Genomic DNA, 21,837 nt, shown 5'->3' with positions numbered 1-21,837 from the left:
TACTTGCTGCGATTTTTGTCAACACCGCGGCCCCAGACCGCAAACCCAACCCCGCGCTTTACTTACGCGCGGTTACTACGTCATCGACACCCGTACCGGCTCAGTACAATCCATTCCGCGCTACTACCCCCTCGTAGTAGCGCCGTTGGTACCTCGACGTATGTGTTGAGGCCCGCCCTTCTCTCGGCGGGCCTCTTTTTTTGTATGGGCCCGACGTCGTCGACGTTACGAAGAAATCGCCGGTAAGATCGAGTAAAAAAACTTTGTTGTCCTGCATGAGTCTGTATTCACCGATATCAACCTGATTCGGTTCAACATGCGCACGACAATCCTCGGCACTCTCCTCATCGCCATATTTTGTATCCTGGCGGTCGCATTGTGCGAATCGAAAACACTTGAGCACCTGGTTCTCGACGGCCCAAGCGACGACGCGCAGCAGCAGGACACCTACATGGAGCGCGCAAACTACCCGTTGGGATTCTGGACAATGTTTCAGGGCGATTTCTACCATGGCTTCGGAAGACGGCAAGCGGCATACGACCGTTATCACTTCAGCTATCTCGATGCAATCGATGCCGCGACAACGCTTCCTATCGAGACCTTGGCGCTGGCGCAAGCTCACCCCTCCGCCACCCCGGCCAATAGCGCAGAGCAGGATGCGGCTGGCGCTGCAAAAAAAATGCGTCGTGCAAGCACGACGCAATAAAATCCTGAGTTTCGAGGATCAGGACGTGAGAGACCAGAAGCACTGGAGCCATCTATCTCCAGACACAGCGAGTTATACGGCAAAACGGGGCTGCCGCTGAAGATCGGCGCCGGCTGAAAATTTCGTAAGGTAATCCTGAATGAACGTTTCGTGACGCTCAAAAACAGCTTCAATTCAGCGTTTTCCCTATGAAACCGGACTCCCACGCGCCAAAAAATCACATCCTTACGAAAATTTCAGGCAATCCCTACATCGGCGCACTACAGAGATCGATGGACGTTGCCGTATACCGAAGTAGCAACCATGGTTATGGTCCTTTCACCTTAGCTTCACAAAGTTCAGCTGCGGATATACACGATTCGATACACGCAACAAGGACAACTTTGGACAACAGACAGGCCGCGTATCGGTACCGTTAGGAGAGCCGAGATTCGAGTTTGATAGTCCGCTGTTGCAGATTGGACGCGTTAGCGATGGACCCGCGGGAATGCGCAATCATGAAGCTCAAGAAACTCCTGAAATCTGTTAGAGAAATTGCGAGCATCCCGCGAGACAATCCGGATCTGCTGATCGCCCAGTACCGGGCTTTCACGTTCCAGATGCCGCTCATGTATGTGGTCCTGATGATCAATACATGGGGGCTCGCGACGACGCACATGCACGTGGCGCCGCATTGGCTGACCGTCGACATACCCGTCATCATGACTGTGATTTCGGTGGTGCGGCTGATCGGCTGGCTGCGTCGCTCGCGGCAGGAAGCAAGCCATGAGATTGCGTTAGAAGCACTCTCCCGTACCCAACGGCTCGCGCCCTTTATTGCTCTCGCCTTCACGCTGTGGGCGTTCGGGCTCTTCCCTTACGGCGATCCGTATGAAAAGGCTCACGTAGCCTTTTATATGGCCATCACCGTGATTGGCGTGATTTTTTGCATGATGCATTTGCGGCCGGCTGCCTTCACGGTTGCATTCATCGTCAACGGCTCCTTTGTTATTTTCTTCGCTCTCTCGGGCACGCTGGTCTTTGTCGCGATCGCCGTCAACACAGCGCTTGTTTCCGCGGCGATGCTCGCCATACTTCTGGTTCACTATCGTGACTTTACCGGCATGGTCAGTGCGCGCGCGGAGAATTTCCGGCTGGCCAATATCGATAGCCTGACGGGGTTGGCCAACCGTCGCGCGTTCTTTTCGTACCTCGATTTCGCCTATGCGCGAGCGAAATCCGATGGAACGCGTCTTGCCGTCGGCATTATCGACCTGGATGGTTTCAAGCTCGTCAACGACATCTACGGCCATGCCACCGGCGACAAATTGCTGCAGATCATTGGAACGCGCCTCGTCGAGGCATGTCCGGAAAATTACTATGTCGCGAGACTGGGCGGGGATGAGTTCTCGATCGTGGCGTCGAACTTTGGCGACACAGTCGAACTGGTCGCGAATGGCGAATTGATCTGTTCTGCTATACGAGCTGTGGCATCGCTAGGCGATATCACGCTGCAAATAGGCGGCTCGATCGGTTTCTCGGTCTTTCCCGATATGGCGAGCGACACGACACAGCTGTTCGCCAACGCCGACTATGCGCTATATCACGGAAAGCGCAGCAGTCGTGGCAAGGTGACGCTGTTCTCCACCGACCACGATGCGAAGATCCGCTACGAAGCCAAGATCGAGCAGGCACTGCAGCACGCCAACCTCGAGGATGAACTGACGGTTGTGTTCCAGCCGATCGTCGATGTTTCGAACCGCTCGACGATTGGATTCGAAGCACTGGCCCGATGGGGCAGCCCCACCCTGGGGGCCATCACGCCGGCGCAGTTCATTCCCGTTGCAGAACGCACCGGAATGATAGAGAGGATCACTAAAACACTACTGAAAAAAGCACTAGCTCACGCGCTGCTTTGGCCTTCGACCATCCGTCTTTCGTTTAACCTGTCCGCCCACGATCTGAGTTCGCCGGACACTGTCCTCGACATCATCACGCAGATCGGCAAGAGCGGCTTCGACCCTGCCCGTCTCGATCTGGAAATAACCGAAACCGCGTTCATTCGTGATTTTGCGCAGGTCCGTCGTGCCACGGAGACGTTGCGGGCCCTCGGTTGTGGTATTTCTCTCGACGACTTTGGAACCGGCTTTTCGAGCCTGACGCACCTTCACGCGTTGCCGCTCACCAAGATCAAGGTTGATCGCAGTTTCGTGACAGATCTGAACACGAATCCCACGAGCTACAAGATCGTCAAGTCGCTCCTCGCGCTCAGCCGGGACATGAACCTTGATTGCATTATCGAAGGCATCGAGACGAGAGACGAACTGGCCATTCTCAAAACGCTGGGCGGTCTGATGGTTCAGGGCTATCTGTATTCCAGACCCATCCAGGCAAGCGAAGTCGTGAATTTCCTCGAACAACCGCTGATGGTCGCCTAGGCAACGTCGCGCAAACCACGCTTCATTCCGGCCGCGACTCCGCGATCAGCCGTTCCAGCAGGCGCTTTAACTGCTTCGAGTTGCGTGGTCCAAGCGCTTCTTCAATCGCCTCGTGATGCGCATCCACACTGCGCTTCAATCGCCCCACCATCTCCAGCCCGCGATCGCTGATATAGACCAGCACCTTGCGACTATCCTGGGCGTCCTGTGCGCGCTGGACGAGTCCGCGGCTTACCAGTCTGTCGACGTTCTTGGTCAGTGCAGGCCCATTCAGCAGTACCTGCTCGGCGAGTTCGCCCATCGAATGACCTTGCTCGTCGGATACGACCTGCAGGATGCGCCAGTGCTCCTCGTTGACATCCTCATCGGCAATCGACTGGGCTATACCCAGCTTCATCTGCCGGTGCGCCGAGGCCAGCAGCCAGGCGAGGTACTGCGAAAGGTCGTGTTCGGGCATGGTAGATGCATGGTGTCGAAGCAATGGCATCGATCTTACGCAAATTAATTTTCCGTGGAAAGTATCGGTGCAAAACTGGCTGAAAATGTGCCAAGCTGGCGCTCGTCCGCCCGTGGTTGGTGCAACGCTTGCGTCCGGCATGACGTTTTTGCCGCTCAGGCGTCGCGGCCAGCCTCGCTTACGTGTTCGACCACTTTGGCATCACACGCCCATCGATGAGTCAGCGTCCCGGTACCCGTAGCAGCAAGCAGGAATTGAATATCGCCTTGTGCGTGCCGCTCGGCGGCGCCGCGGGCATCTGGGGGCCGTCCGCGCTGGCGTCGGCGCGCCTCGCCGTGGCCGAGCTCAACAGCGGGTCGGGCATCACCGGCCGGCCTTGCCGGCTAATCACCCTCAACGCCGGCGACGACGCGCAGGCGATCGAAGACAGTCTGGTCGAACTGGTAGAGGAAGGCGCCGTCGATGCCCTCGTCGGCATGCACACCAGTGCGGTTCGCCATGATCTCCTGCGCGCAATCGGCGGCCGCATACCGTTCGTGTACACCCCGCTCTACGAGGGCGGCGAACGCACGCCCGGTGTATTCGCAATCGGCGAAACGATCTCCAGACAACTGCGTCCTGCCATTCACTGGCTCAACGAGCGCCACCGTCCGCGGCGCTGGATGTTCGTCGGCAACGACTATGTGTGGCCGCGCGCGTCGCATCAGGTCGCGCACCGTTTCGTCGCCGAATCCGGCGGCAGCGTCGTCGGCGAGATGTTTCTGCCCTTCGGTGGCGGCGACTACGAATACGTTCTCGACCAGATTCGCGAGCAACGTGCGGACGCCGTCCTGCTCTCCTTGATCGGCCAGGACGCGGTGGACTTCAATCGCGCCTTCGGCCATGCCGGCCTGGCCTCGCACGTTCTGCGGCTATCCTGCGCACTCGGCGAGAACGAACTGCTCGGCATCGGCGCACGGAACACGGACAACCTGTACGTTGCCTCTGGTTATTTCGCATCACTGGATACCGACGCCAACCAGTCGTTCAAGGAGCGCTATCACAGCCATTTCGGTGTTCGTGCGCCGACGCTGGATACGTTTGGACAGTCCACCTACGAAGGCATCCACTTCCTTGCTGCTTTGCTCAACGATGCGCATCAGCGCAACGCCACTAGCGCCAGTCTGGCGCGTCTCGGCACCGCGCCCCTTTCCTATCGCAGCGCTCGTGGCGCTGTTTACGCTGGCGGCCGGGTGAACCGGGTGCCGATTTATCTGGCCAGGGTCGACGGTCACGCGTTCCGCGTGCTGACCCATCTCTGATCGCGCCGCGCTTTGCCGTCGTCATTTTATTTTCCATGGAAAATAAAATGGTTGACGCAGAAAATAGTCGTCCATACCATTGCTCGCAAGTTGGTCAGGCATTCAGGCGCCTGACAACGCCGCCATCCATCGTCGAATGGTCACCGGCAGCACAGTAGCCGCAGGTCTGTCCGGAATTCAACTTACGGAGCAACCATGGCAGTCAAACGTCCTACGCTGAGCCAGCTTGAAGATGTCGCGTTGAGCCTCGGCATCCATCTTTCCGAAACGCAACTGGCCAGCTACAACGGCTTGCTGCAGGCGAACTTCGACGCCTACGATGTCGTCGATGCCCTCCCCGACTATCTGCCACGCGTAACTTACCCGCGAACGCCCGGCTATCGTCCGAGCGGCGAAGAAAACCGCTACGGCGCGTGGTACGTCAAAGTGGAAGTCAAAGGCGCGCCGGGCGGCAAACTGGCTGGCAAGACCGTCGCACTCAAGGACAACGTCTGCCTTGCCGGTGTGCCGATGATGAATGGCGCGTCGACGCTGGAAGGCTATGTGCCCGATGTGGACGCCACCATCGTGACGCGCCTGCTCGACGCTGGCGCGACGATTGTCGGCAAGGCCACATGCGAGTACTTCTGCTTTTCCGGAGGCTCGCATACGAGTTCGCCCGCGCCTGTCCACAATCCGCACCGCAGGGGATATTCCGCCGGCGGTTCGTCGTCGGGCAGCGCGGCGCTGGTGGCCGCGGGGGAAGTCGATCTGGCGATCGGCGGCGATCAGGGCGGCTCGATCCGCATGCCGGCGTCGTACTGCGGCGTCTACGGGATGAAAGCCACGCATGGTCTCGTGCCTTACACCGGCGTCATGCCGATCGAGCTGACGATCGATCACACGGGCCCGATGACCGCGAACGTCACCGACAACGCCCTCATGCTCGAAGTCCTTGCCGGCCCTGACGGCCTCGATCCGCGTCAGTACGCGGGGCAGACGGCCAAGCCCTATAGCGACCTGATGAAAGAAAGCGTCAAGGGTCTGAAGATCGGCGTGGTCAAGGAGGGCTTCGGATGGCCGCAATCGCAGGCGGCGTCCGACGCGAAAGTGCGCGAAGCCGCCGCGCGCTATAGCGATCTGGGTGCGAAGGTCAGCGAAGTATCGATCCCGATGCATCTGCTCGGCCCGGCTATCTGGCTGCCGATCGCGGCCGAAGGCGCGACCCAGCAGATGATGAAAGACAACGGCCACGGCTTTAACTGGAAGGGACTGTATGTGACCGGCATGGTGGACTTCCATGCGGGCTGGCGCGAACGCGCAGACGAACTCTCGGAGACGCTGAAGCTCACCATGGTGCTCGGCGAGTACTTCATCAAGCACTATCGTGGCCACTTCTACGCGAAGGCCCAGAACCTGTCGCGGCAACTGACACTGGCGTACGACACGGCGCTCGCCGATTACGACCTGCTCCTGATGCCGACGCTGCCGCTGACTGCGACTCCATTGCCCGCCGCGGGGGCGCCCCTCGAGGAAGTGGTTCAGCGTGCCTTCGAGATGCTGCCCAACACTTGCCCGTTCGACGTGACGGGCCACCCGGCGATGAGCGTGCCATGCGGCATGGTCGAAGGTCTGCCGGTCGGCATGATGCTGATCGGCAAGCATTGGGACGAAGCAACGATCTATCGCGGCGCTTACGCATTCGAACAGGCCGCGGACTGGAAAACGCTTTGACGCCGCTGGCGGATTAGCCGTAGAGAGCGCTAACATGGCGCTCGTATTCGATCTTGTTCACCTTCAGGAATCTTTCCATGGATCGCCGTTCCTTCATCAAGACCTCCGCTCTCTCGCTGGCTGCCGGTGCGGCTTGCGGTATCCCGTTTGCCGCATCGGCCGAAGATGAAATCGTCGTGGGCGGGATCACCGATTTATCAGGAGGACTCGATATTTACGGCAAGCCCATGGCCGATTGCCTGACGCTTGCCGTCGAAGAATGGAACGCGCAAGGTGGACTGCTGGGCAAGAAGATCAAACTGCTCACCTACGACCCGCAGTCGAATATGCAGCTTTACACGCAATTTTCGCAGCAGGCCGCGTTGAAGGACAAGGTCGCGGTCGTGCATGGAGGCATCACCTCCGCCTCGCGCGAGGTCATGCGTCCGGTGCTCGACCGCTACAAGACCCTGTATTTCTACAACACCCAGTACGAGGGCGGCGTGTGCGACCGCAATACGTTCTGTACTGGCGTGACGCCGGGCCAGACGGTGGCAAAGCTCGTGCCCTATGCAATGAAGAAGTGGGGCAAAAAGGTCTACGTGGTCGCAGCCGACTACAACTACGGTCAGATTACCTCGCAGTGGGTCAAGAAATTCGTGCAGGACAACGGCGGCACGGTTGCCTCGATTGATTTTTTCCCGCTGGACGTCACGAACTTCGGCCCGTCGATCTCGAAGATCGAAGCGGCCAAGCCCGACATGATTGTCTCGGCGCTGGTGGGCGGCGCGCATATGTCGTTCTATCGGCAGTGGGCCGCAGCGGGTCTGCACAAGAAGATCCCGCTCGCCTCCACCACCTTTGCCGGCGGCAACGAGCAGATCGTGCTTTCGCCCGACGAATGCGACGGTTTTCTCGTCTGCTACAACTACTTCGAGACGATCGACAACCCCGTCAATACAGCGTTCAAAGACCGCTTTCACAAGCGCTTCGGCGCCAACTATCCGAACATCACCGAACTGGCGATGGGCACTTACCAGGGCTTCAACCTGTGGGCGCAGGGCGTGAAAAAAGCCGGTACGCTAGACCGCATGAAGGTGATCGAAGCGCTGGAGTCGGGTATCAGCATCGACGCTCCCAGCGGCAAGGTCTCGATCGATGCGGCCACGCATCACTGCGTGCTGAACGTCAATATCGCCGAAGTGCGCAACAAGAAGCTCGATATCGTCGAGACCTTCCAGGCGCAACCGCCGAGCGATACCAGCGCCGTCTGCAATCTCATCAAGAACCCGCGCGACAACCAGCAATATGTCATCAAGCTTTGACGCTTGCGTGAAGCGGCCGCGCGCCGTCCCAAGGAGCCGCTGATGGATCTTGCCGCTATCGTCCTGATTCAGATCCTGTATGCGATCGCAAGCCTGATTGTCATCTCGTCGGGGCTCGCGGTCATCTTCGGGATGATGAAGGTGATCAATCTCGCGCATGGCGAGTTCATGATGCTAGGGGCGTACGCGACCATTGAAGCGATGCGGCTCGGCATCAATCTGTGGGTGGCGATCTTCGTCGTTGCGCCGGTGACGGTGGGCCTGATCGGCATCGTGCTGGAGCGGGTTTTCATCCGTCGTCTGTATGGCCGCATGATCGACACGATGCTCGCCACGTGGGGTTTGTCGCTGCTGCTGATCGGCGCGGTGACGTCGATTGCCGGCAACACGACCGCTGGAGTCTCGGCCCCGCTTGGTAACTTTACGATCGGCGCTTACTCGGTCAGCAGCTATACGCTCGTGATCATCGCGGTCGGCGCACTGCTGGCGCTCGCCTTGCGCTGGGTCCTCCTGCATACCTCCCTTGGTCTGATCGCACGCGGCACCATGCAGAATCCGCAGATGGCCGACGCGCTGGGCATCAACCCAAGCCTTGTGTATTCGGCCACCTTTGCAATCGGTGCGGCCTTGTCCGGCTTCGCGGGCGGCCTGCTGGCGCCGCTGACCGGTGTCGTGCCGACGATGGGCGGCGCGTTCATCGCGAAGGCGTTCATCACGGTAATAGGCGGTGGCCCGGCGATTGTCGTCGGCCTCGTCAGCGCGTCGACGCTGTTCGGTGCCATCAACCAGATCGCCACTTTTGCCTCGACGCCCGTGTTCGGCGAAGTCGCACTGCTGGTCGGCGCGATCATCATGTTGCGGCTACTGCCGCAGGGCATTACCGGCCGCTTTTTCAAGGGTTCGCTGTGACGAGGCCTGCGCACTCCAGCCAGCCGGCGCAAGGGCCCGACGCGCTGCAGCGCTTCTCGAGGTCGTGGGCAAGCGCCGCGCTTACCATTGCGCTGGGGCTGGCGCTGCTGTTCGTGTTGCCCCACGTGCTGGACGACTTCGCCCTCGTGCAGGCAACTGTCTACGTCGTGATGTCGATCCTCGCCATCAGTCTCGCCTTCATCTGGGGCTATGGCGGCATCCTGTGTTTCGGACAGTCCGCCTTCTTCGGGCTAGGCGCCTATACCTACGCGATCGCCGTGACGAACCTCGGCGACAGTACCGTGCCCTTCGTGCTGGCCATCGTGCTGCCCGCCGCGTTCGCCGCCATCCTCGGCTATCTGATCTTCTACGGACGGCTGTCCGATGTCTACATGGGCGTCATCACGTTGACCGTGACGCTGATCCTCTTCAACCTGATCAACTCCACCGCGGGACCGGAGTGGAAAATCGGCACGGCGCCGTTGGGCGGATTCAACGGCATACCGGGTATCGCGCCGTTGAATATGCCCGGCAATATCGACGACACGATCGGGCCGCGCGGCCTGTTCGAGCTGTCGTTCGGCGCGCTGCTGCTGGTCTATCTGCTCCTTAGGGCGCTGCTCGCCACGAAGCCGGGCCGGGTTATCGTCGCCAGCAAGGAAAACGAGCAGCGTCTCTTGCTGCTCGGTTACGACGCACGCGCCTACAAGCTGTTCACATTCGTTCTCGGCGCAGCTATTGCCGGACTGGCCGGATGCCTGTTCGCCAACTGGGGCGCCTTTACCAGCCCTACGGTATTCAGTCTCGCGCAATCGGCGCAGATCATCATCTGGGTGATCGTCGGCGGCCTCGGCACGTTAGTGGGCCCGGTGGTGGGCTGCGTCGCCATCCAGTGGCTGACCACGCAGATCGGCACGCAGCAGACCATCAACTCCAACCTGGTCCTCGGCGCCATTCTCGTGGTGTTCGTGTTGATGGTGCCCAAGGGAATCGTACCGAGCGTGGGCTCGCTCGGCGCAGCGCTCGTATCGCGCTTACGCCGTCGGCGCGACACGGCCAACGTCAACGGCGCCGTGAAGGAGGACCTGGACGCGGGGCCGCAGGCAGCAAAGATCGATCAAGCCGCAAAGCTCGATCCGCATGGAGAAACCGTGCGATGACGCCGCTCCTCGAAACCCGCGATCTGAACGTCCGCTTTGGCGGCGTCCACGCGACCCGCGACGTCAATTTCACCCTGGCGGAGGCAGAACTGCGCTGCGTGATCGGGCCGAACGGTGCGGGCAAAAGCACCTTCTTCAAGCTGCTCACCGGCCAGGTGAAGCCCACCTCGGGGCAGATCCTGTTTCGTGGCCAGGACATCTCGAACATGCAGCCGCATCAGCCGGCTCGGCTGGGCATTGGCATCAAGACCCAGGTGCCGAGCCTCTTCAACGGGCTCAGCGTATGGGAGAACGTCTGGCTCGCTGCGCGCCGGGTGAACACGCCGCAACAGACAGAACGGGTTACGCGGACGACGCTCGAACGCGTCGGCATGCTGGCGTACCGCGATGCGACGGTCGGCCTGCTCGCGCACGGCCAGCGTCAGTGGGTCGAACTGGCGGTGGTGATCGCGCCGGACCCGCCGTTGATCCTGCTGGACGAACCCGCGGCGGGCATGAGCGATGCCGAGGTCACGCGCACCGCAGAGCTGATCCTCGAAATCAACCAGCGGCACGCGCTCGTCGTGGTCGAGCATGATATGGGTTTTATCCGCAAGATCGCGCGGACGGTCACAGTGCTGCACCAGGGGGCCATCATCCGCGAAGGCACGCCGGATCGCATCATGAGCGACCCGCTGATCCAGCAGATCTATCTTGGCAAAAAGCCGCAATGAGCGGAGTCCGATGATGCTTGAGGTTGTCGATCTATGCGCCGGCTATGGCTCGATCCCGGTGCTCTACGACGTGTCGCTGTCGATCGCCAGCGGGGAATCGATCGGCATTCTCGGCCACAACGGCATGGGCAAGACCACCTTGCTGCGCAGTCTGATCGGAGCGTTGCCGGCGACTTCGGGCACGATCCGTTTCGACGGCGCCGACGTGACGCGCGCGGCACCCCACACGCGCGCGCGACGCGGGATGGCGTACGTACCGCAGGGTCGCGAGATCTTTCCTGCGTTGAGCACGCTGGACAATCTTCGGCTCGGACTCCTGAAGACCGGCCAGCGCCCAGTGGACGCGCTCGAACGGCTGCTGGCCGACTTCCCTCGCCTCAAGCCCTTGCTCGACCGTACCGGCGGATCGCTGTCGGGCGGCGAGCAGCAGTTACTGGCCCTCGCCCGCGCGCTGGCCGGCAATCCCAGCCTGTTACTGCTCGACGAGCCGACTGAGGGCATCCAGCCGTCGATCATCGACGAGATCGCCGAGACGCTAGTGCTGCTGCGCGAACGCAGCCGGCTCACCATCGTGCTGGTCGAACAGAATCTGGATTTCATCGCCGCGGTGTCGCAGCGGGTGCTGGTGATCCGGCGTGGCCAGGTCGGCGACGAGATTCCCCGCGAACACCTGGGCAACCTCGACATCATGAGCCAATACGCCGGCGGTTACGCGTGATGTGTACCGACCTCGGCGCGGCTTGAGGCAGTCCCGGACGACGACGTGCGCGTCATCGCGGCCGCTTCAACCTGGCTATGTGTCAACGCCGACAGCACCGTATGATCATTGAAGCGGAACGAGCACAGAATCTGCGACACCGAGGCGAGTTTCGTGAGCTCCTTGAGCGAAAGGGCCAGCAGAACATCGGCCACCTCGGGCGAGACGCCAAGGGTGCCCATGGCCGTGCTTCTGTCTTCTGCCAGCAGGCGCTGGATCAGCAGAAGATAGGCGAGATTCATCTCGCGTATCAAGCCTTGCGTGTCCTGATTCATTCGACCACCCCCGCGGCACCGGCCGGATCGGCTCTACTTTGAGCACACGGCGCTTCGAACAGACGCAAGCGATCGCCGCAAGTCGATACTAGACACGCCGCGCCGCTAGCGCCGTCAGGACTCCCAGATATTGAATTAGGCCGATATGGAATTCTCCGTAAGGAATTCCTGAGTGTGCTCCGCGTCCCTGTCCGTGAAACCCACTGTCAAGAATTTGACTTTTTTGCCGTCAACCAGGAAACGCCCTCGCCTGGCGAACGCCGGGCCGGCTCATGAATACCTGATTTGAGGATAGCCACGATGACATGGCGCGTGTACACAATGCCCCGGCCGGCCAGTGCTTTCAACTGGATGCCGACGCTCGAACGCATCAGGGAACTGGTGGAGGCGGACGGCGGCAAGTTCTCGCTTCAGCTTGTCGATTCGGAATACGAGGCCGCGACCGAGGCCGCCCGGGCATTTGGATGGGACGGCCAGTTCCTCGAAGGACCGCACGTTTTCACGTTGCCGAATGCGGATTCGATGCAGTTCGGGCTGGTGTGGACCCAGCCCGATGAAAAGCTGACGACGTTTATCGTTTCGCCGCGGGCGCTGCCCTGGCTCGAATGATCGCGCGCCAGTGAGCTAATGAGCTAGTGCGCTAGCTATTCGTTCGCGACCTCCGGCATGATCTTCCCCATTTCCATTGCCTGGCTGGGCGGCAGTTCCTGAATACCGATGACAATCTGGTCATCGGGTGCGCCGGTCGCGGTCTGAAACAGCTTCCAGAGACGCTGGATCAGCTCGCGCTTGTATTCAGGCGGGCGGCCGGTCCGGATCAGAAGCGTCAGCGCGGCGGTGGCCGCCGCTTCTCCGGCCGTGAAACCGTTGCCGGGCGGATACTCCTGAAACACCACATGCACCCAGTTTTTCGGTACACCCGAATACGACGAGTGCAGCTCCGTCAGTTCGACCGCGAGCCGGGTCTTGGCCTCGCTGCTGAGTACGCCATCCTGAGTCATCAAGGTATAAAGCGGCATTGAGGCTACTCCTGTCCTGACGTTTCCGGCCTGTCACTCGACGTAGTTCTTCAGAATCCGCAGATCCGTCACCGAGTAAGACATCCCCAGCCGATAACCGCGGCCAACGCGCAGCGGAGCGATCAGGTGCATGTCCTCACCGGCGACCTCGGGAAGTTTCAGCTCCGCGGTTCCGGTCCAGACATCGACGATCGCCAGATTGTCCGTAAGCGACATGGTCAGCTCGTCGACCGGCGGCTTGTCCTGAAGCCCGGCGGCGAGCTGGGGAAAGTAGCGGCGCATGGTCGTCGGGCGGTTGAACACGGTCGTCGGGTCGGCGACAGGCTCCTCGAGCTGGATACGGGCCGTCGCCAGGCGTTCGCCGTGTGCCGAAACGCTGGCGCCGAAGCGGCTCCCTTTGGCAAGCGGCGCGGCCGCTGCACTCGGCGCGGAGAAGCTGCGGGTCTGATAGACGCTCGCGAGCTTCTTCGGAAAGCCCTGCGCCCATCCGCGGGCAATCGCCGCATCGTTGTCGACGAAGATGTATGGGCAATAGTTGACCGGCACGCCGTCGAATACCGCCTCGACCAGAACGAAGGCCTCGCGGTACTGATAGCGGGCCGGGTCCGTCAATTCGTCGTTGGACCCGGTGAACTGCCAGTCCAGAAACCAGAAGAAGGCGCGCCCGCCGGACTTCTCGTCCACAGTCATGCCACGTGGCAGCAATGCCGCGATGGCCTTCGGATCGGCCCAGTATTCGATGGCCAGACAGTCGCTCGAATAGTGCCACGGCGGCATCGTCGCAAGTGCGGATTGCCCTTGCGGAGTAACAGGAACTGAAAACGCCTTAAGCATTTCGTTTCATCCTCAATGGGAGCGACCGCAGTCGCGATGACCCATTATTCTCGAAGGCGCTAACGTGTCCTATCCCCCGATCGGGTGTCGAAAGGCCGTTTGAAAGCCTTGCGCAAGGCCGTGGTCCATACCGTTACGTCGAAGGTTTTCGCAGTCATTTTGCCGGTATAGAATCGGCCAAATGTTTAAAACTACGTTAATGCCTGCCGAAGACGCCAAGGCTCGCCACGCCTCAGTGGTCAATTGCCCTGCCGTGCTGAAATCCGCGCCAGACCCAGCGCACCGAGGCGGCCATCGCCTTTCATATAGGATTGCAAGAATGAATGGGCCGTGCGGTCGGAGACAAAAGTGAGCGAATTCCCGCCTTTCCGGCTCGACCGGGCCAACCAGTGTGTCTGGCAAGCGACGCCGGATGGGGGCCAATCCCGGCTCAATCTCAGGCCTCGTGCGTATGACATGCTGCAGTACCTGATCGACAACGCCGGCCGCCTCGTGACGCACGACGAGTTTCTCGACGCGCTTTGGCAAAACGTCACGGTGCAACCGGAGGTGCTGAAGGGGCACATGCTGTCCATACGCGCCGCACTCGGCGACGATCCGGCCAACCCCCGCTTTATCGAAACGCTGCGCGGCCGCGGCTACCGTTTCATCGCCCCGCTGCTGGCCCGCACGCCGGTCAACGCCACGGACGATGTCGAGAGACCGGCTGACGGTACCTTCGTCGGACGCACACCGCAGTTGAACAAGCTCAAAACGCTGTTCGACGAGGCTTGCGCAGGCGAATCGCGGATTGTGTTCGTCGCCGGCGAACCGGGCATCGGCAAGACCACGCTCGTCAATCAGTTCCTCGAATCGCTCGACGGCCGTGGCGACGTGCTGACTTCGCTCGGGCGCTGCGTCGAGGGCTACGGCGGCACCGAGCCGTATTACCCCGTGCTCGAAGCGCTGGCTCAACTGGTGCGCGGCGACGCGGGCGCCGCCATCATGCGCAGCCTCATCTCGATCGCGCCCACCTGGGCCGCGCAGCTTCCCGGCTCGGTGCCGGAGCGGCATCGCGCCCAGTTGCAGCGGCAGCTGGTCGGCGCGGTCAGCGGCCGCATGCTGCGCGAGATCTGCGAGTTCTTCGCCGCGCTCTCGGCGCAAACGCCGCTCGCCCTCGTCTTCGAAGACCTTCATTGGTCGGATTATTCGACGGTCGACATGCTCTCTGCGCTCGCCCGTCATCGCACCCACGCGCGCCTGATGGTCGTGGTCACCTATCGCCCCGAAGATGCGGAATTCGCTCAGCATCCACTGTGCCGCCTGAACCACGACCTCGGTTTGCAGAAGCTTTGCCACGACATCGTGCTCGAGCCGCTGACCGAAAACGCCATTGCCGAATACCTTGAAGGCAAGGCGCAGAACGCTCGCGAAAACGGCCTGGCACAACTCGTCTGCGAGCACTCCGGCGGCAATCCCCTCTTCATGGTGGCGACGCTCGATCATCTGGTCGCACAGGGCATCGCGCAGTCCACCCCCGAAGGGTGGAAGCTGCATCTGTCTCCGTCGGAAGTGCGGCTCGAAGTGCCGCTGACTCTGAGCCAGGTTATCGAGCATCGCATCCAGCGGCTGACGGGCAATCAACAGCGCGTGCTGGAAGCCGCCAGTGTGGCGGGACTCAGCTTCGATGCCACGCTTGTTGCGCCGGCGGCCCAGTTGAGCCAGGAAAGCATCGAAGAGACGTGCGAAGCGCTGTGCCGCCAGGAGAGCTTCATCCGCCGCGAAGCGCCTGCGCCGCTCGAGCGCATGATCACGACACGGACCTACGCATTCCGCCACACGATGTACCGGCAGACCTTCTACGAGCGTCAGGGCGCGCTGCGTACCGCTCATTCGCATCTGCGGATTGCCGAGGAGCTCGAAGCGCGCAGCGCGCCGGAAGAGCACGGCAGCGTCGCGGCGGAGTTGGCCCAGCACTTCGCGGCAGCCAAGCAATGGTCGCGCGCGCTGGGGTATCTGCGGATCGCGATCCAGACCGCGAAGAAGCGTCTTGCGTACAACGACGCACTCGCTATCCTCGATCGCGCCATGATGCTGGCCGCCAACTTGCCGAACGAGGCACGCGCAGCGGCCGAGGCAGAGTTTCTCGAGGGGCGTGCGTCCGTCTTTACCGCGGCGCACGACCGGCGCGCGCTTGAGACCTGCGAACAACTGGCTAGGCGTGCCGCGCAACTCGGTCTGATCGATATCCAGAGCCGCGCGTTGTTGAGCCTCGCCTACGCCTATAGCTGGCGGGATCAGCTGCGCAGCAGCCGGATCATCGACGAAGCGCTGGTGCTGAGCGAACGGCAGACCAATCTGCAACAGCAGGCGCGCACCCGCATCAGTTGTTACGTCTGGAGAATGTGGGTGCGCGGCTGGCGTGCCGACGACATCCGTCAGTGCGAAGCTGCGCTGGAACCCCTGGGCAATGGCGACGATCCGTTCACGACCGCCTGGTCGCAATGCGAATACAGCATGGTCATGATGGTGTCCGCGCGGTATCAGCAGGCCCAGGACAACATTCTCGCGAACTACCAGTTCCTCGTCGACAACGACGAGAACCGGCCCGAGTTCAACATGGCTCGCGCCACCTGGATGGTCAATCTTGGCGTGCCCTGGACGCTGCTGTATCTGGGCGAGCTTGGGCGTGCACATCAGGAGTTCGACCGGGCGATTGCCATGTACGCCACCAATGGCAATCAGTACGGTGCCGATACGCTGACGCTGTATCGCTGCTGGGTGCAATTCCATGCGCTGGACTTCGACGCCATGCTCGAGTCCTGCAGCCAGGTTCTCGCGGAAACGCTGGCCGGGACCGCGGTGCGCCGCTCGACCCTTCCCGCGGAACAACGGCTCGCCATCCTCCTGAAGGGACTGGCCTATCTTGGCCTCGGCGACACCTGCACGGCGCGCGTGCATCTGGCCGACGTGATGCAGCGCATGGATAACGAGCCGGTGATTTTCGACTGGTACTGGCGGCTTGCGCTCGAATGGGGTCTCGCGAGCCTTGCCCTGATGCAGGGCGATCTGGACGAAGCGATGACGCACGCCGCGCGTCTGGTGAAGGCGGCGAGCGGCACGGAAGAGCGCACCTGGCAGGGTTTGTCGTGGGAGATTCAGGCACGCGTCGCGCTGCGCTTTGGTGCGGTGGCGGACGCCGTGCGGTATGTGGAAAAAGCGCTCGTTGCCACGCAGCATTTCCAGACTCCGCTCGCGGACTGGCGCATCCATCGCACGGCAAGCGAGGCCTACCGCCTGAGCGGCGATGCGCAAACTGCTGAGCGTCACGCCGAATTCGCAGTTGCCAAAAAAGCGGCGCTCGCGGCAAGTTTGCCTACCGGGCATCGTCTGCGCGTGACGCTCGACGCCGGGGATTAGCCCTCGACCGGCTCCGCGAGCCGCTGGCCGAAACCCGCGTCTTGCGGGATCGAGCCGGCCAGACGGACACGCAATTCGACGTAGCGCTGCTGTGCCGCTGCCATCCGCTGCATGTCGCCGCGCGCTTCGTGCAGCGACGCAGCGGTGCGCTGCAAACGCCAGTCCGCGAGCGGCGTCTCGAAACCTTCGGTCACCGAAAACGCGGCGTCCAGCTGGACCTTGGCGTTCTGCAAATGGCCCTCCCCCAACGATGCGCGCGCCATGGTTTCCCACGCGAGCGCCTGCCAGGTCCGTTCTTCGGTGGCAAGCGCGCGTTCGAGAAAGCGGCGGGCACGATATTGCGCCGCGTCGTAGTCGCCTTGCGCTATCGCGAGGTCGGCGCATCCCCATTCGAGCAGGAGTCGCCAGTACCAGTCGAACATGATCGGTTCGCGCTCCATCTGCTGTTCCGCTTCGGCAAAACGCGCTGCGGCAGCGGCGTTTTCGCCAAGCCCAGCGTGAGCCAGCCCGGCGAGAATGGTCCAGACGCGCTGCTGGGGCGGCAGGAATGCGGCACGCTGGCGGGCTTCGTCGTCGGACCCGGGCCGATCCGCCGCCTGCCTGAACTGACGGTCGAGTTCGAGGACGGTTTCGAAGTCCATCGTATGGATCAGCAGCCATCCGCGATAGACCTGCAGGGTGCGCGCCGCGAAGTAATTGCCGTTGTCGTGATACTGCCGGATGCCATGGTCGAATTCGTCGAGCGAGCGGCCCAGTTCGCCAAGCGACAGGTACGCCCACGGCACGCCCAGACGCACCATCCACATTGGGCGTGAGATATCGAAACACGGGTGACTCGCCGCATGGTCGTACAACACCCGATAGCTCGCCTGCGTGGTCTGCAGCGCTTTGCGGTACTGCGTCGACACCATCATCAGCATGCAGTGCTCCATTTGCGCTTGCGCGATGGACACCGGATCGCCTATCTCGCGCACGATCGCGAGCGCGTCGCTGAATTGCCGCGCATCGTCCGTGTTCCAGCCTTGCGTCCAGATACGCCGCACATTGCACGCGATCTGCGTCGACGCGCTAACGCTCCGGTCCGGATAGGACGCACTGAGCCTGAGCGCATCGTCGAGGCATTCCACCGAGCGAGCCTGATCGTCCCAGCTCAGCACGTACGAGAGGCCGAGCAGCGCGCGCAGTTGCACTTCGATCTTGCCGAGCCGCGTCGACTGTTCGTGCAGCGCCCGGTATGCGTCGATCGCCTGCCGGTCATGAGCGGCCGCATAGAGCGCCGCGCGCGCTTCGACGAATTCGACGCGCCGCAACGCGCGCAAGTCGGCCGGCAGGCGTGCGAGCAGCGTATCGGCCTGATCGAGTGCGGCTAGCGCTTCCCGATAGGCGCAGCGAACCTTGGCGGTTTGCAAGGCGGTGCGTACATAGTCGAGCGCCTTGTCCCATTGCTGCGCATCGGCAAAGTGCCAGCAGAGCTCCGCCGAGAGACTGCCGCGTTGCCCCACCGGAAACAGCGTCTCGAGACGCTCGCCAATCAGCCGGTGCGACCTGGAGCGCCGCGTTAGTCCCTGACGGTCGTAGAAGACGCTGCGAACCAGCGCATGCGTAAAGCTGAACGATTGCGCGCTGTTGCCGTCGGGCAAGCTCTGGACGCCGGCGCGGCGAATGAACTGGCCCTGGCGAGCAAGGCTGTCGCACAGATCCTCGAACGCCTCGATGCTCATCGCAGCCGCTTCGGCCGTTGTTGCCGGCGCAAACGTCAGTCCCGCCACACTCGCGGCCTCGAGCATGCGTTGCGCCCTGGCAGCCAGCCGCCGGATACGCATTTCGATGACCTGCACGATGGTGCGCGGAAGCGCCTCGCGCAACTGCGCGGCGCTCGCCGTCTGATGCCAGCCGTCAACCGTCCTGATCGCGAGGCCATGCTCGTACAGATGCTCGAGAATCGCCTGCATGAACAGTGGATTGCCCCCCGAGCGTTCGGCGACCAGATGCGCCAACTCCTCGTCGAGCGGGTTCAGGCTCGCGCCATGCATGAGCCAGGCGCCGACCGAGTCGGGCTTGAGCGGGGCAAGCTCGACCACCTCACACGCTCTGCGAAGCATTAGCGTGTGATTGAGCTTCATCACCGGATGCCGGACGGACGAGGCGTCGTCGCTACGGTAAACGGCTACGATCATGAGCCGCAGCGGTCCCTCGATCTGGGCAAGCGCGGACAGCATGTCGATGGTCGAAAAGTCCGCCCAGTGCAGATCGTCCAGCACGAGCAACAGCGGGCGTTCTCTCGCCAGCGTCTGCAGCAGGTCGCAGATTTCGCGCATCATGCGCTCGCGCCCGGCGCCGAGTGTCCGGGCGAGCAACGAATCGAGGATATCCGCCGGCACGCAGGACGGCATCAGGATGGCCCAGGTGGGCGCGATCGAGACGAGCGCCGTCTTGACCTGCTCGCCGCCTGCTCCGCGGCAGAGGCGGCCGAGCGCTTCGAGCACCGGATAATAAGGTTCGGTGCCGCCATAGCCTTCGACGCACCCGCCTCCCATCACCCGCGTGTCGCCCTGGCTTGCCGCAGCGAGGAACTCGTCGACGAGCGCCGTCTTGCCGATACCCGCCTCGCCCGTGACAAACACGATCTGCCGCGAGCCGGCCTCTGCACGCCGGTGTGCCGCCAGCAAGGCATCGAGCTGCGGCGTGCGGCCCACGAAGCGCTCCGCCCTGCGTGCAAAGAAGCCTGACTCGCCGCCAACGGCGAGATTGCCGACCGGCGCGATAAAGCGATAGCCCTGCCCGCGATGCGTTTCAACATAGCGCGGCTGACTGGCATCGTCACCCAGGGCGCGACGGATTGCAGCGACATGTCCCTTGAGCACTTCGGGCTGCACATGCACGTCGGGCCACACGGCTTCGAGCAGCGCATAGAACGACATCAGCTGCTGCGCATGTTCCACCAGATGCCGCAACACAGCGAAGGTCTTGGGCGGGAGGTCGATACGGGTAGCGGCCTGCGCCGGATCCAGCCGCCACAGACATTGACTGGACAAGTCGAGCTGAAAGCCGGGAAACTGGAGCGACGTGTGGATACGCAAGTCGGGGTTCAAGCCGGAAAAGTCCTCGGAATCTGGATCAGGCCAAGGCGGGTGGCGAGTGTGACCGCTTCGGTCCGGTTTCTGACCGACAGCTTCGTATAGAGATGCTTCGCGTGCGATTTTACGGTCTCAGGCGCGATGCACAACTGAACCGCGATCTGCTTGTTGGACAGACCTCGCCCCATCAGGTCGACGATCAGACGCTCGCGCTCGCTGAGTGCCGCGGCTGCGTTCGGGCGTCGCGCCGCGAATGGCTCAATCGCCTGGCGCGCGCCGCGTTGCCGGTGCACCAGCAGCAGCCCCGCGTAAGGCAGCAGTTCGCCCGCCTCGTGCACGGAGGCGATCCGCCGTTGCACGATCGCCTCGATCAGCTCCGCGACGCGCACACTGCAATCGACGAGCGTCTGATGCAGACCGACCGATGGCGCGAGCTTGAGCAGATTGACCAGCACCTCGACGGCTTCGCCGCGTTGCCCCGTCACGAGCAACGCCTCGTCAAGCAGGAGCGCAACGGGTACCGCCGCATAGAGACTGCCGCGCCGTACCGTGTCGAAATGAGCCTGCCGCAATGACGCGACATCGACGGTACCTGGCGAGCGGGCCAAAGCGACGTGCGCCCGTGCGAGGGTATGAAAACGCGCGATTTCGAGGGCCGCACTGCTGCCACTGGTGCTCGCGGCCCGCTTTTCACGTGTGAGCGCGGCGAGACGCTCCAGACATTGCTCGGCCTGCTCGAGGCGCCCGTTCCCGGCTTCGATTTCGACCTGGTACGCGAGGCTCGCTGCCCGCAACCGGGGCCAGCCACGCCGCGCACCGAGCGCCTCGGCCTCGCTGAGAATCACGAGCGCCCGGCCGGCTTGCCCCCGGTTCCTGGCGATGCGCGCGAGCAGCACATGCGCGCGCAGTGCGCCTTCGAACGTACTGCGTTCGCGGATATTGGCTATCCGTGCGGCGATCAACGCCTCGGCTTCGTCCACCTGCCCCTGCTCGTAGAGCACTTGCGCGATGATGGACGCGGGAAACGCATCGGCCGGAACCTGCCTGCCGAGCAGGCGCCGCCCCGTTTCGAGCGCGTCGGCAGCCAGCAGGCGTGCCGCGTTGAAGCGCATCTGATCGAAGGCGACGGCGGCATCCAAGGCCAGATCGAACAGCGCGGAGAGCGCCTGCATCGGGCCCGGCCGCGCGTCCCGCTCGACGCGCTCCACCGCGTAGAAGCTCTCCAGATCGCCGCGCCGCCAGTACACACAGCGGCACACGGTCAAAGCGACTTGCGCCGTCGGCGCGCTTGCGCCAAGCGCAAGCGCGGACAACGCAGCCGGCAACGCGGCCACCTCATCGTCCTGGAACACGAGCGCCACAGCCCGCAGCGCCGCAATTTCGCCGTGAAGCGTTTTCGTCACCGTCACAGACAGCCGGCTCGCCTGCTGCTCGATCAGCTCCGCGATGGCCATCGCCTCGCGCGAATCGAAGCGCATGATGGCCTGCCACGCCCGTTCGATATCGAGTCTGATGTGCGCGAAGCCGTCGCCGATCCGGGCGCCGCCAGTGCGCGGAATCTGCAGGGCGGCGGCGCTGCCGCTACCGACCGGCAGAGATCCCGGGGCGGCGCTGGGACGCTGCGCGCCCGATTCCGGCGATACGTACGGAATCGCCCCACTTCGCTGTGTTCGTCCAGTCTTGGAAAAGCTTTCGTATGCAACAACGACATCGTTCATTTCAGGCTCCGTAGGGACACCAGATCGTCGCAACCGCACAACGAGGGAAGATGCGGCCAAGACTAAACCGGGCACCGC

Annotated in this window: 17 protein-coding genes; 11 read left to right on the top strand and 6 right to left on the bottom strand. The window is 62.3% G+C overall.

Features of this window, described 5'->3' with window-relative positions; all coding sequences use genetic code 11:
- The first annotated feature begins 316 nt into the window (after nucleotides 1–316).
- Together P3T17_RS27555 and P3T17_RS27550 are read left to right on the top strand one after the other, a co-directional pair.
- The gene (locus P3T17_RS27555) at nucleotides 317–706 is read left to right on the top strand and encodes a hypothetical protein (RefSeq protein WP_429288830.1); all 390 of its coding nucleotides are present in this window, start codon (nucleotides 317–319) and stop codon (nucleotides 704–706) included.
- Nucleotides 707–1,203: 497 nt separating this feature from the next.
- On the top strand, nucleotides 1,204–3,123 hold the full coding sequence (locus tag P3T17_RS27550; RefSeq protein ID WP_429409604.1) for a putative bifunctional diguanylate cyclase/phosphodiesterase: 1,920 nt from the start codon (nucleotides 1,204–1,206) through the stop codon (nucleotides 3,121–3,123).
- 22 nt (nucleotides 3,124–3,145) lie between these two features.
- Here P3T17_RS27550 and P3T17_RS27545 read toward each other — a convergent pair whose 3' ends face one another.
- Nucleotides 3,146–3,580: a MarR family winged helix-turn-helix transcriptional regulator gene (locus P3T17_RS27545; RefSeq protein WP_083611706.1), complete on the bottom strand. Its 435-nt coding sequence runs from the start codon at nucleotides 3,578–3,580 to the stop codon at nucleotides 3,146–3,148.
- 215 nt (nucleotides 3,581–3,795) lie between these two features.
- Here P3T17_RS27545 and P3T17_RS27540 point away from each other — a divergent pair, with 215 nt between their 5' ends.
- The 7 genes from P3T17_RS27540 to P3T17_RS27510 all read left to right on the top strand — a co-directional run bounded on the left by P3T17_RS27540 (nucleotide 3,796) and on the right by P3T17_RS27510 (nucleotide 11,398).
- On the top strand, nucleotides 3,796–4,881 hold the full coding sequence (locus tag P3T17_RS27540; RefSeq protein ID WP_429288828.1) for a substrate-binding domain-containing protein: 1,086 nt from the start codon (nucleotides 3,796–3,798) through the stop codon (nucleotides 4,879–4,881).
- 195 nt (nucleotides 4,882–5,076) lie between these two features.
- Entirely contained in the window at nucleotides 5,077–6,594 is a 1,518-nt protein-coding gene (locus P3T17_RS27535) for an amidase (RefSeq protein ID WP_074268427.1), read from the top strand.
- A gap of 77 nt (nucleotides 6,595–6,671) precedes the next feature.
- Nucleotides 6,672–7,898, top strand: a complete 1,227-nt coding sequence (locus P3T17_RS27530) for an urea ABC transporter substrate-binding protein (RefSeq protein WP_074268426.1) — start codon at nucleotides 6,672–6,674, stop codon at nucleotides 7,896–7,898.
- A 42-nt stretch (nucleotides 7,899–7,940) separates the two neighbouring features.
- A complete protein-coding gene (locus P3T17_RS27525; RefSeq protein WP_429409603.1) occupies nucleotides 7,941–8,807 on the top strand; it encodes a branched-chain amino acid ABC transporter permease in 867 nt (288 codons plus the stop codon).
- Entirely contained in the window at nucleotides 8,804–9,967 is a 1,164-nt protein-coding gene (locus tag P3T17_RS27520) for a branched-chain amino acid ABC transporter permease (protein WP_429409601.1), read from the top strand. Before P3T17_RS27525 ends, P3T17_RS27520 begins: the two co-directional genes overlap by 4 nt.
- Entirely contained in the window at nucleotides 9,964–10,680 is a 717-nt protein-coding gene (locus tag P3T17_RS27515) for an ATP-binding cassette domain-containing protein (protein ID WP_074268423.1), read from the top strand. The genes P3T17_RS27520 and P3T17_RS27515 overlap by 4 nt, the downstream gene beginning before the upstream one ends.
- A 10-nt stretch (nucleotides 10,681–10,690) precedes the next feature.
- Nucleotides 10,691–11,398 carry an ABC transporter ATP-binding protein gene (locus tag P3T17_RS27510; RefSeq protein ID WP_429409600.1) on the top strand — a complete coding sequence of 236 codons (708 nt, stop codon included), beginning with the start codon at nucleotides 10,691–10,693 and terminating at the stop codon, nucleotides 11,396–11,398.
- Here the strand turns inward: P3T17_RS27510 and flhD are convergent.
- The gene (flhD, locus tag P3T17_RS27505; RefSeq protein WP_429409599.1) at nucleotides 11,389–11,712 is read right to left on the bottom strand and encodes a flagellar transcriptional regulator FlhD; all 324 of its coding nucleotides are present in this window, start codon (nucleotides 11,710–11,712) and stop codon (nucleotides 11,389–11,391) included. The two genes, P3T17_RS27510 and flhD, sit on opposite strands and share 10 nt — an antisense overlap.
- A 300-nt stretch (nucleotides 11,713–12,012) precedes the next feature.
- Here flhD and P3T17_RS27500 point away from each other — a divergent pair, with 300 nt between their 5' ends.
- Entirely contained in the window at nucleotides 12,013–12,321 is a 309-nt protein-coding gene (locus P3T17_RS27500; protein WP_074268421.1) for a hypothetical protein, read from the top strand.
- Nucleotides 12,322–12,356: 35 nt separating this feature from the next.
- Here the strand turns inward: P3T17_RS27500 and P3T17_RS27495 are convergent, their stop codons facing one another.
- Nucleotides 12,357–12,731 carry a tautomerase family protein gene (locus P3T17_RS27495; RefSeq protein WP_074268420.1) on the bottom strand — a complete coding sequence of 125 codons (375 nt, stop codon included), beginning with the start codon at nucleotides 12,729–12,731 and terminating at the stop codon, nucleotides 12,357–12,359.
- 33 nt (nucleotides 12,732–12,764) lie between these two features.
- The gene (locus tag P3T17_RS27490) at nucleotides 12,765–13,565 is read right to left on the bottom strand and encodes an acetoacetate decarboxylase family protein (protein WP_074268419.1); all 801 of its coding nucleotides are present in this window, start codon (nucleotides 13,563–13,565) and stop codon (nucleotides 12,765–12,767) included.
- A 348-nt stretch (nucleotides 13,566–13,913) separates the two neighbouring features.
- Between P3T17_RS27490 and P3T17_RS27485 the strand changes: the two genes are divergently transcribed.
- Nucleotides 13,914–16,964 (top strand): AAA family ATPase, encoded by a 3,051-nt coding sequence (locus tag P3T17_RS27485; protein ID WP_429409598.1) that lies wholly within the window; start codon nucleotides 13,914–13,916, stop codon nucleotides 16,962–16,964.
- Here P3T17_RS27485 and P3T17_RS27480 read toward each other — a convergent pair.
- Both P3T17_RS27480 and P3T17_RS27475 read right to left on the bottom strand, forming a co-directional pair.
- Nucleotides 16,961–20,056: an ATP-binding protein gene (locus P3T17_RS27480; RefSeq protein ID WP_429409597.1), complete on the bottom strand. Its 3,096-nt coding sequence runs from the start codon at nucleotides 20,054–20,056 to the stop codon at nucleotides 16,961–16,963. The genes P3T17_RS27485 and P3T17_RS27480 overlap by 4 nt on opposite strands.
- On the bottom strand, nucleotides 20,053–21,759 hold the full coding sequence (locus tag P3T17_RS27475) for a LuxR C-terminal-related transcriptional regulator (RefSeq protein WP_429409596.1): 1,707 nt from the start codon (nucleotides 21,757–21,759) through the stop codon (nucleotides 20,053–20,055). The genes P3T17_RS27480 and P3T17_RS27475 overlap by 4 nt, the downstream gene beginning before the upstream one ends.
- Nucleotides 21,760–21,837: the final 78 nt, after the last annotated feature.

Origin of the sequence: Paraburkholderia sp. GAS82, from assembly GCF_050436285.1 — a bacterium.
In the GTDB taxonomy this organism is placed as follows: Bacteria; Pseudomonadota; Gammaproteobacteria; order Burkholderiales; family Burkholderiaceae; genus Paraburkholderia; species Paraburkholderia phenazinium_B.
Note: the sequence above shows the minus strand (reverse complement) of the source record. Positions and strands in the feature narration are given on the sequence as shown.

Coding starts and splice junctions, on each gene's coding strand:
- P3T17_RS27525 (WP_429409603.1), top strand. CDS start 7,941: ATGGATCTTGCCGCTATCGTCCTGATTCAGATCCTGTATGCGATCGCA.
- P3T17_RS27500 (WP_074268421.1), top strand. CDS start 12,013: ATGACATGGCGCGTGTACACAATGCCCCGGCCGGCCAGTGCTTTCAAC.
- P3T17_RS27510 (WP_429409600.1), top strand. CDS start 10,691: ATGATGCTTGAGGTTGTCGATCTATGCGCCGGCTATGGCTCGATCCCG.
- P3T17_RS27545 (WP_083611706.1), bottom strand. CDS start 3,580: ATGCCCGAACACGACCTTTCGCAGTACCTCGCCTGGCTGCTGGCCTCG.
- flhD (WP_429409599.1), bottom strand. CDS start 11,712: ATGAATCAGGACACGCAAGGCTTGATACGCGAGATGAATCTCGCCTAT.
- P3T17_RS27515 (WP_074268423.1), top strand. CDS start 9,964: ATGACGCCGCTCCTCGAAACCCGCGATCTGAACGTCCGCTTTGGCGGC.
- P3T17_RS27535 (WP_074268427.1), top strand. CDS start 5,077: ATGGCAGTCAAACGTCCTACGCTGAGCCAGCTTGAAGATGTCGCGTTG.
- P3T17_RS27530 (WP_074268426.1), top strand. CDS start 6,672: ATGGATCGCCGTTCCTTCATCAAGACCTCCGCTCTCTCGCTGGCTGCC.
- P3T17_RS27555 (WP_429288830.1), top strand. CDS start 317: ATGCGCACGACAATCCTCGGCACTCTCCTCATCGCCATATTTTGTATC.
- P3T17_RS27540 (WP_429288828.1), top strand. CDS start 3,796: ATGAGTCAGCGTCCCGGTACCCGTAGCAGCAAGCAGGAATTGAATATC.
- P3T17_RS27475 (WP_429409596.1), bottom strand. CDS start 21,759: ATGAACGATGTCGTTGTTGCATACGAAAGCTTTTCCAAGACTGGACGA.
- P3T17_RS27490 (WP_074268419.1), bottom strand. CDS start 13,565: ATGCTTAAGGCGTTTTCAGTTCCTGTTACTCCGCAAGGGCAATCCGCA.
- P3T17_RS27495 (WP_074268420.1), bottom strand. CDS start 12,731: ATGCCGCTTTATACCTTGATGACTCAGGATGGCGTACTCAGCAGCGAG.
- P3T17_RS27550 (WP_429409604.1), top strand. CDS start 1,204: ATGAAGCTCAAGAAACTCCTGAAATCTGTTAGAGAAATTGCGAGCATC.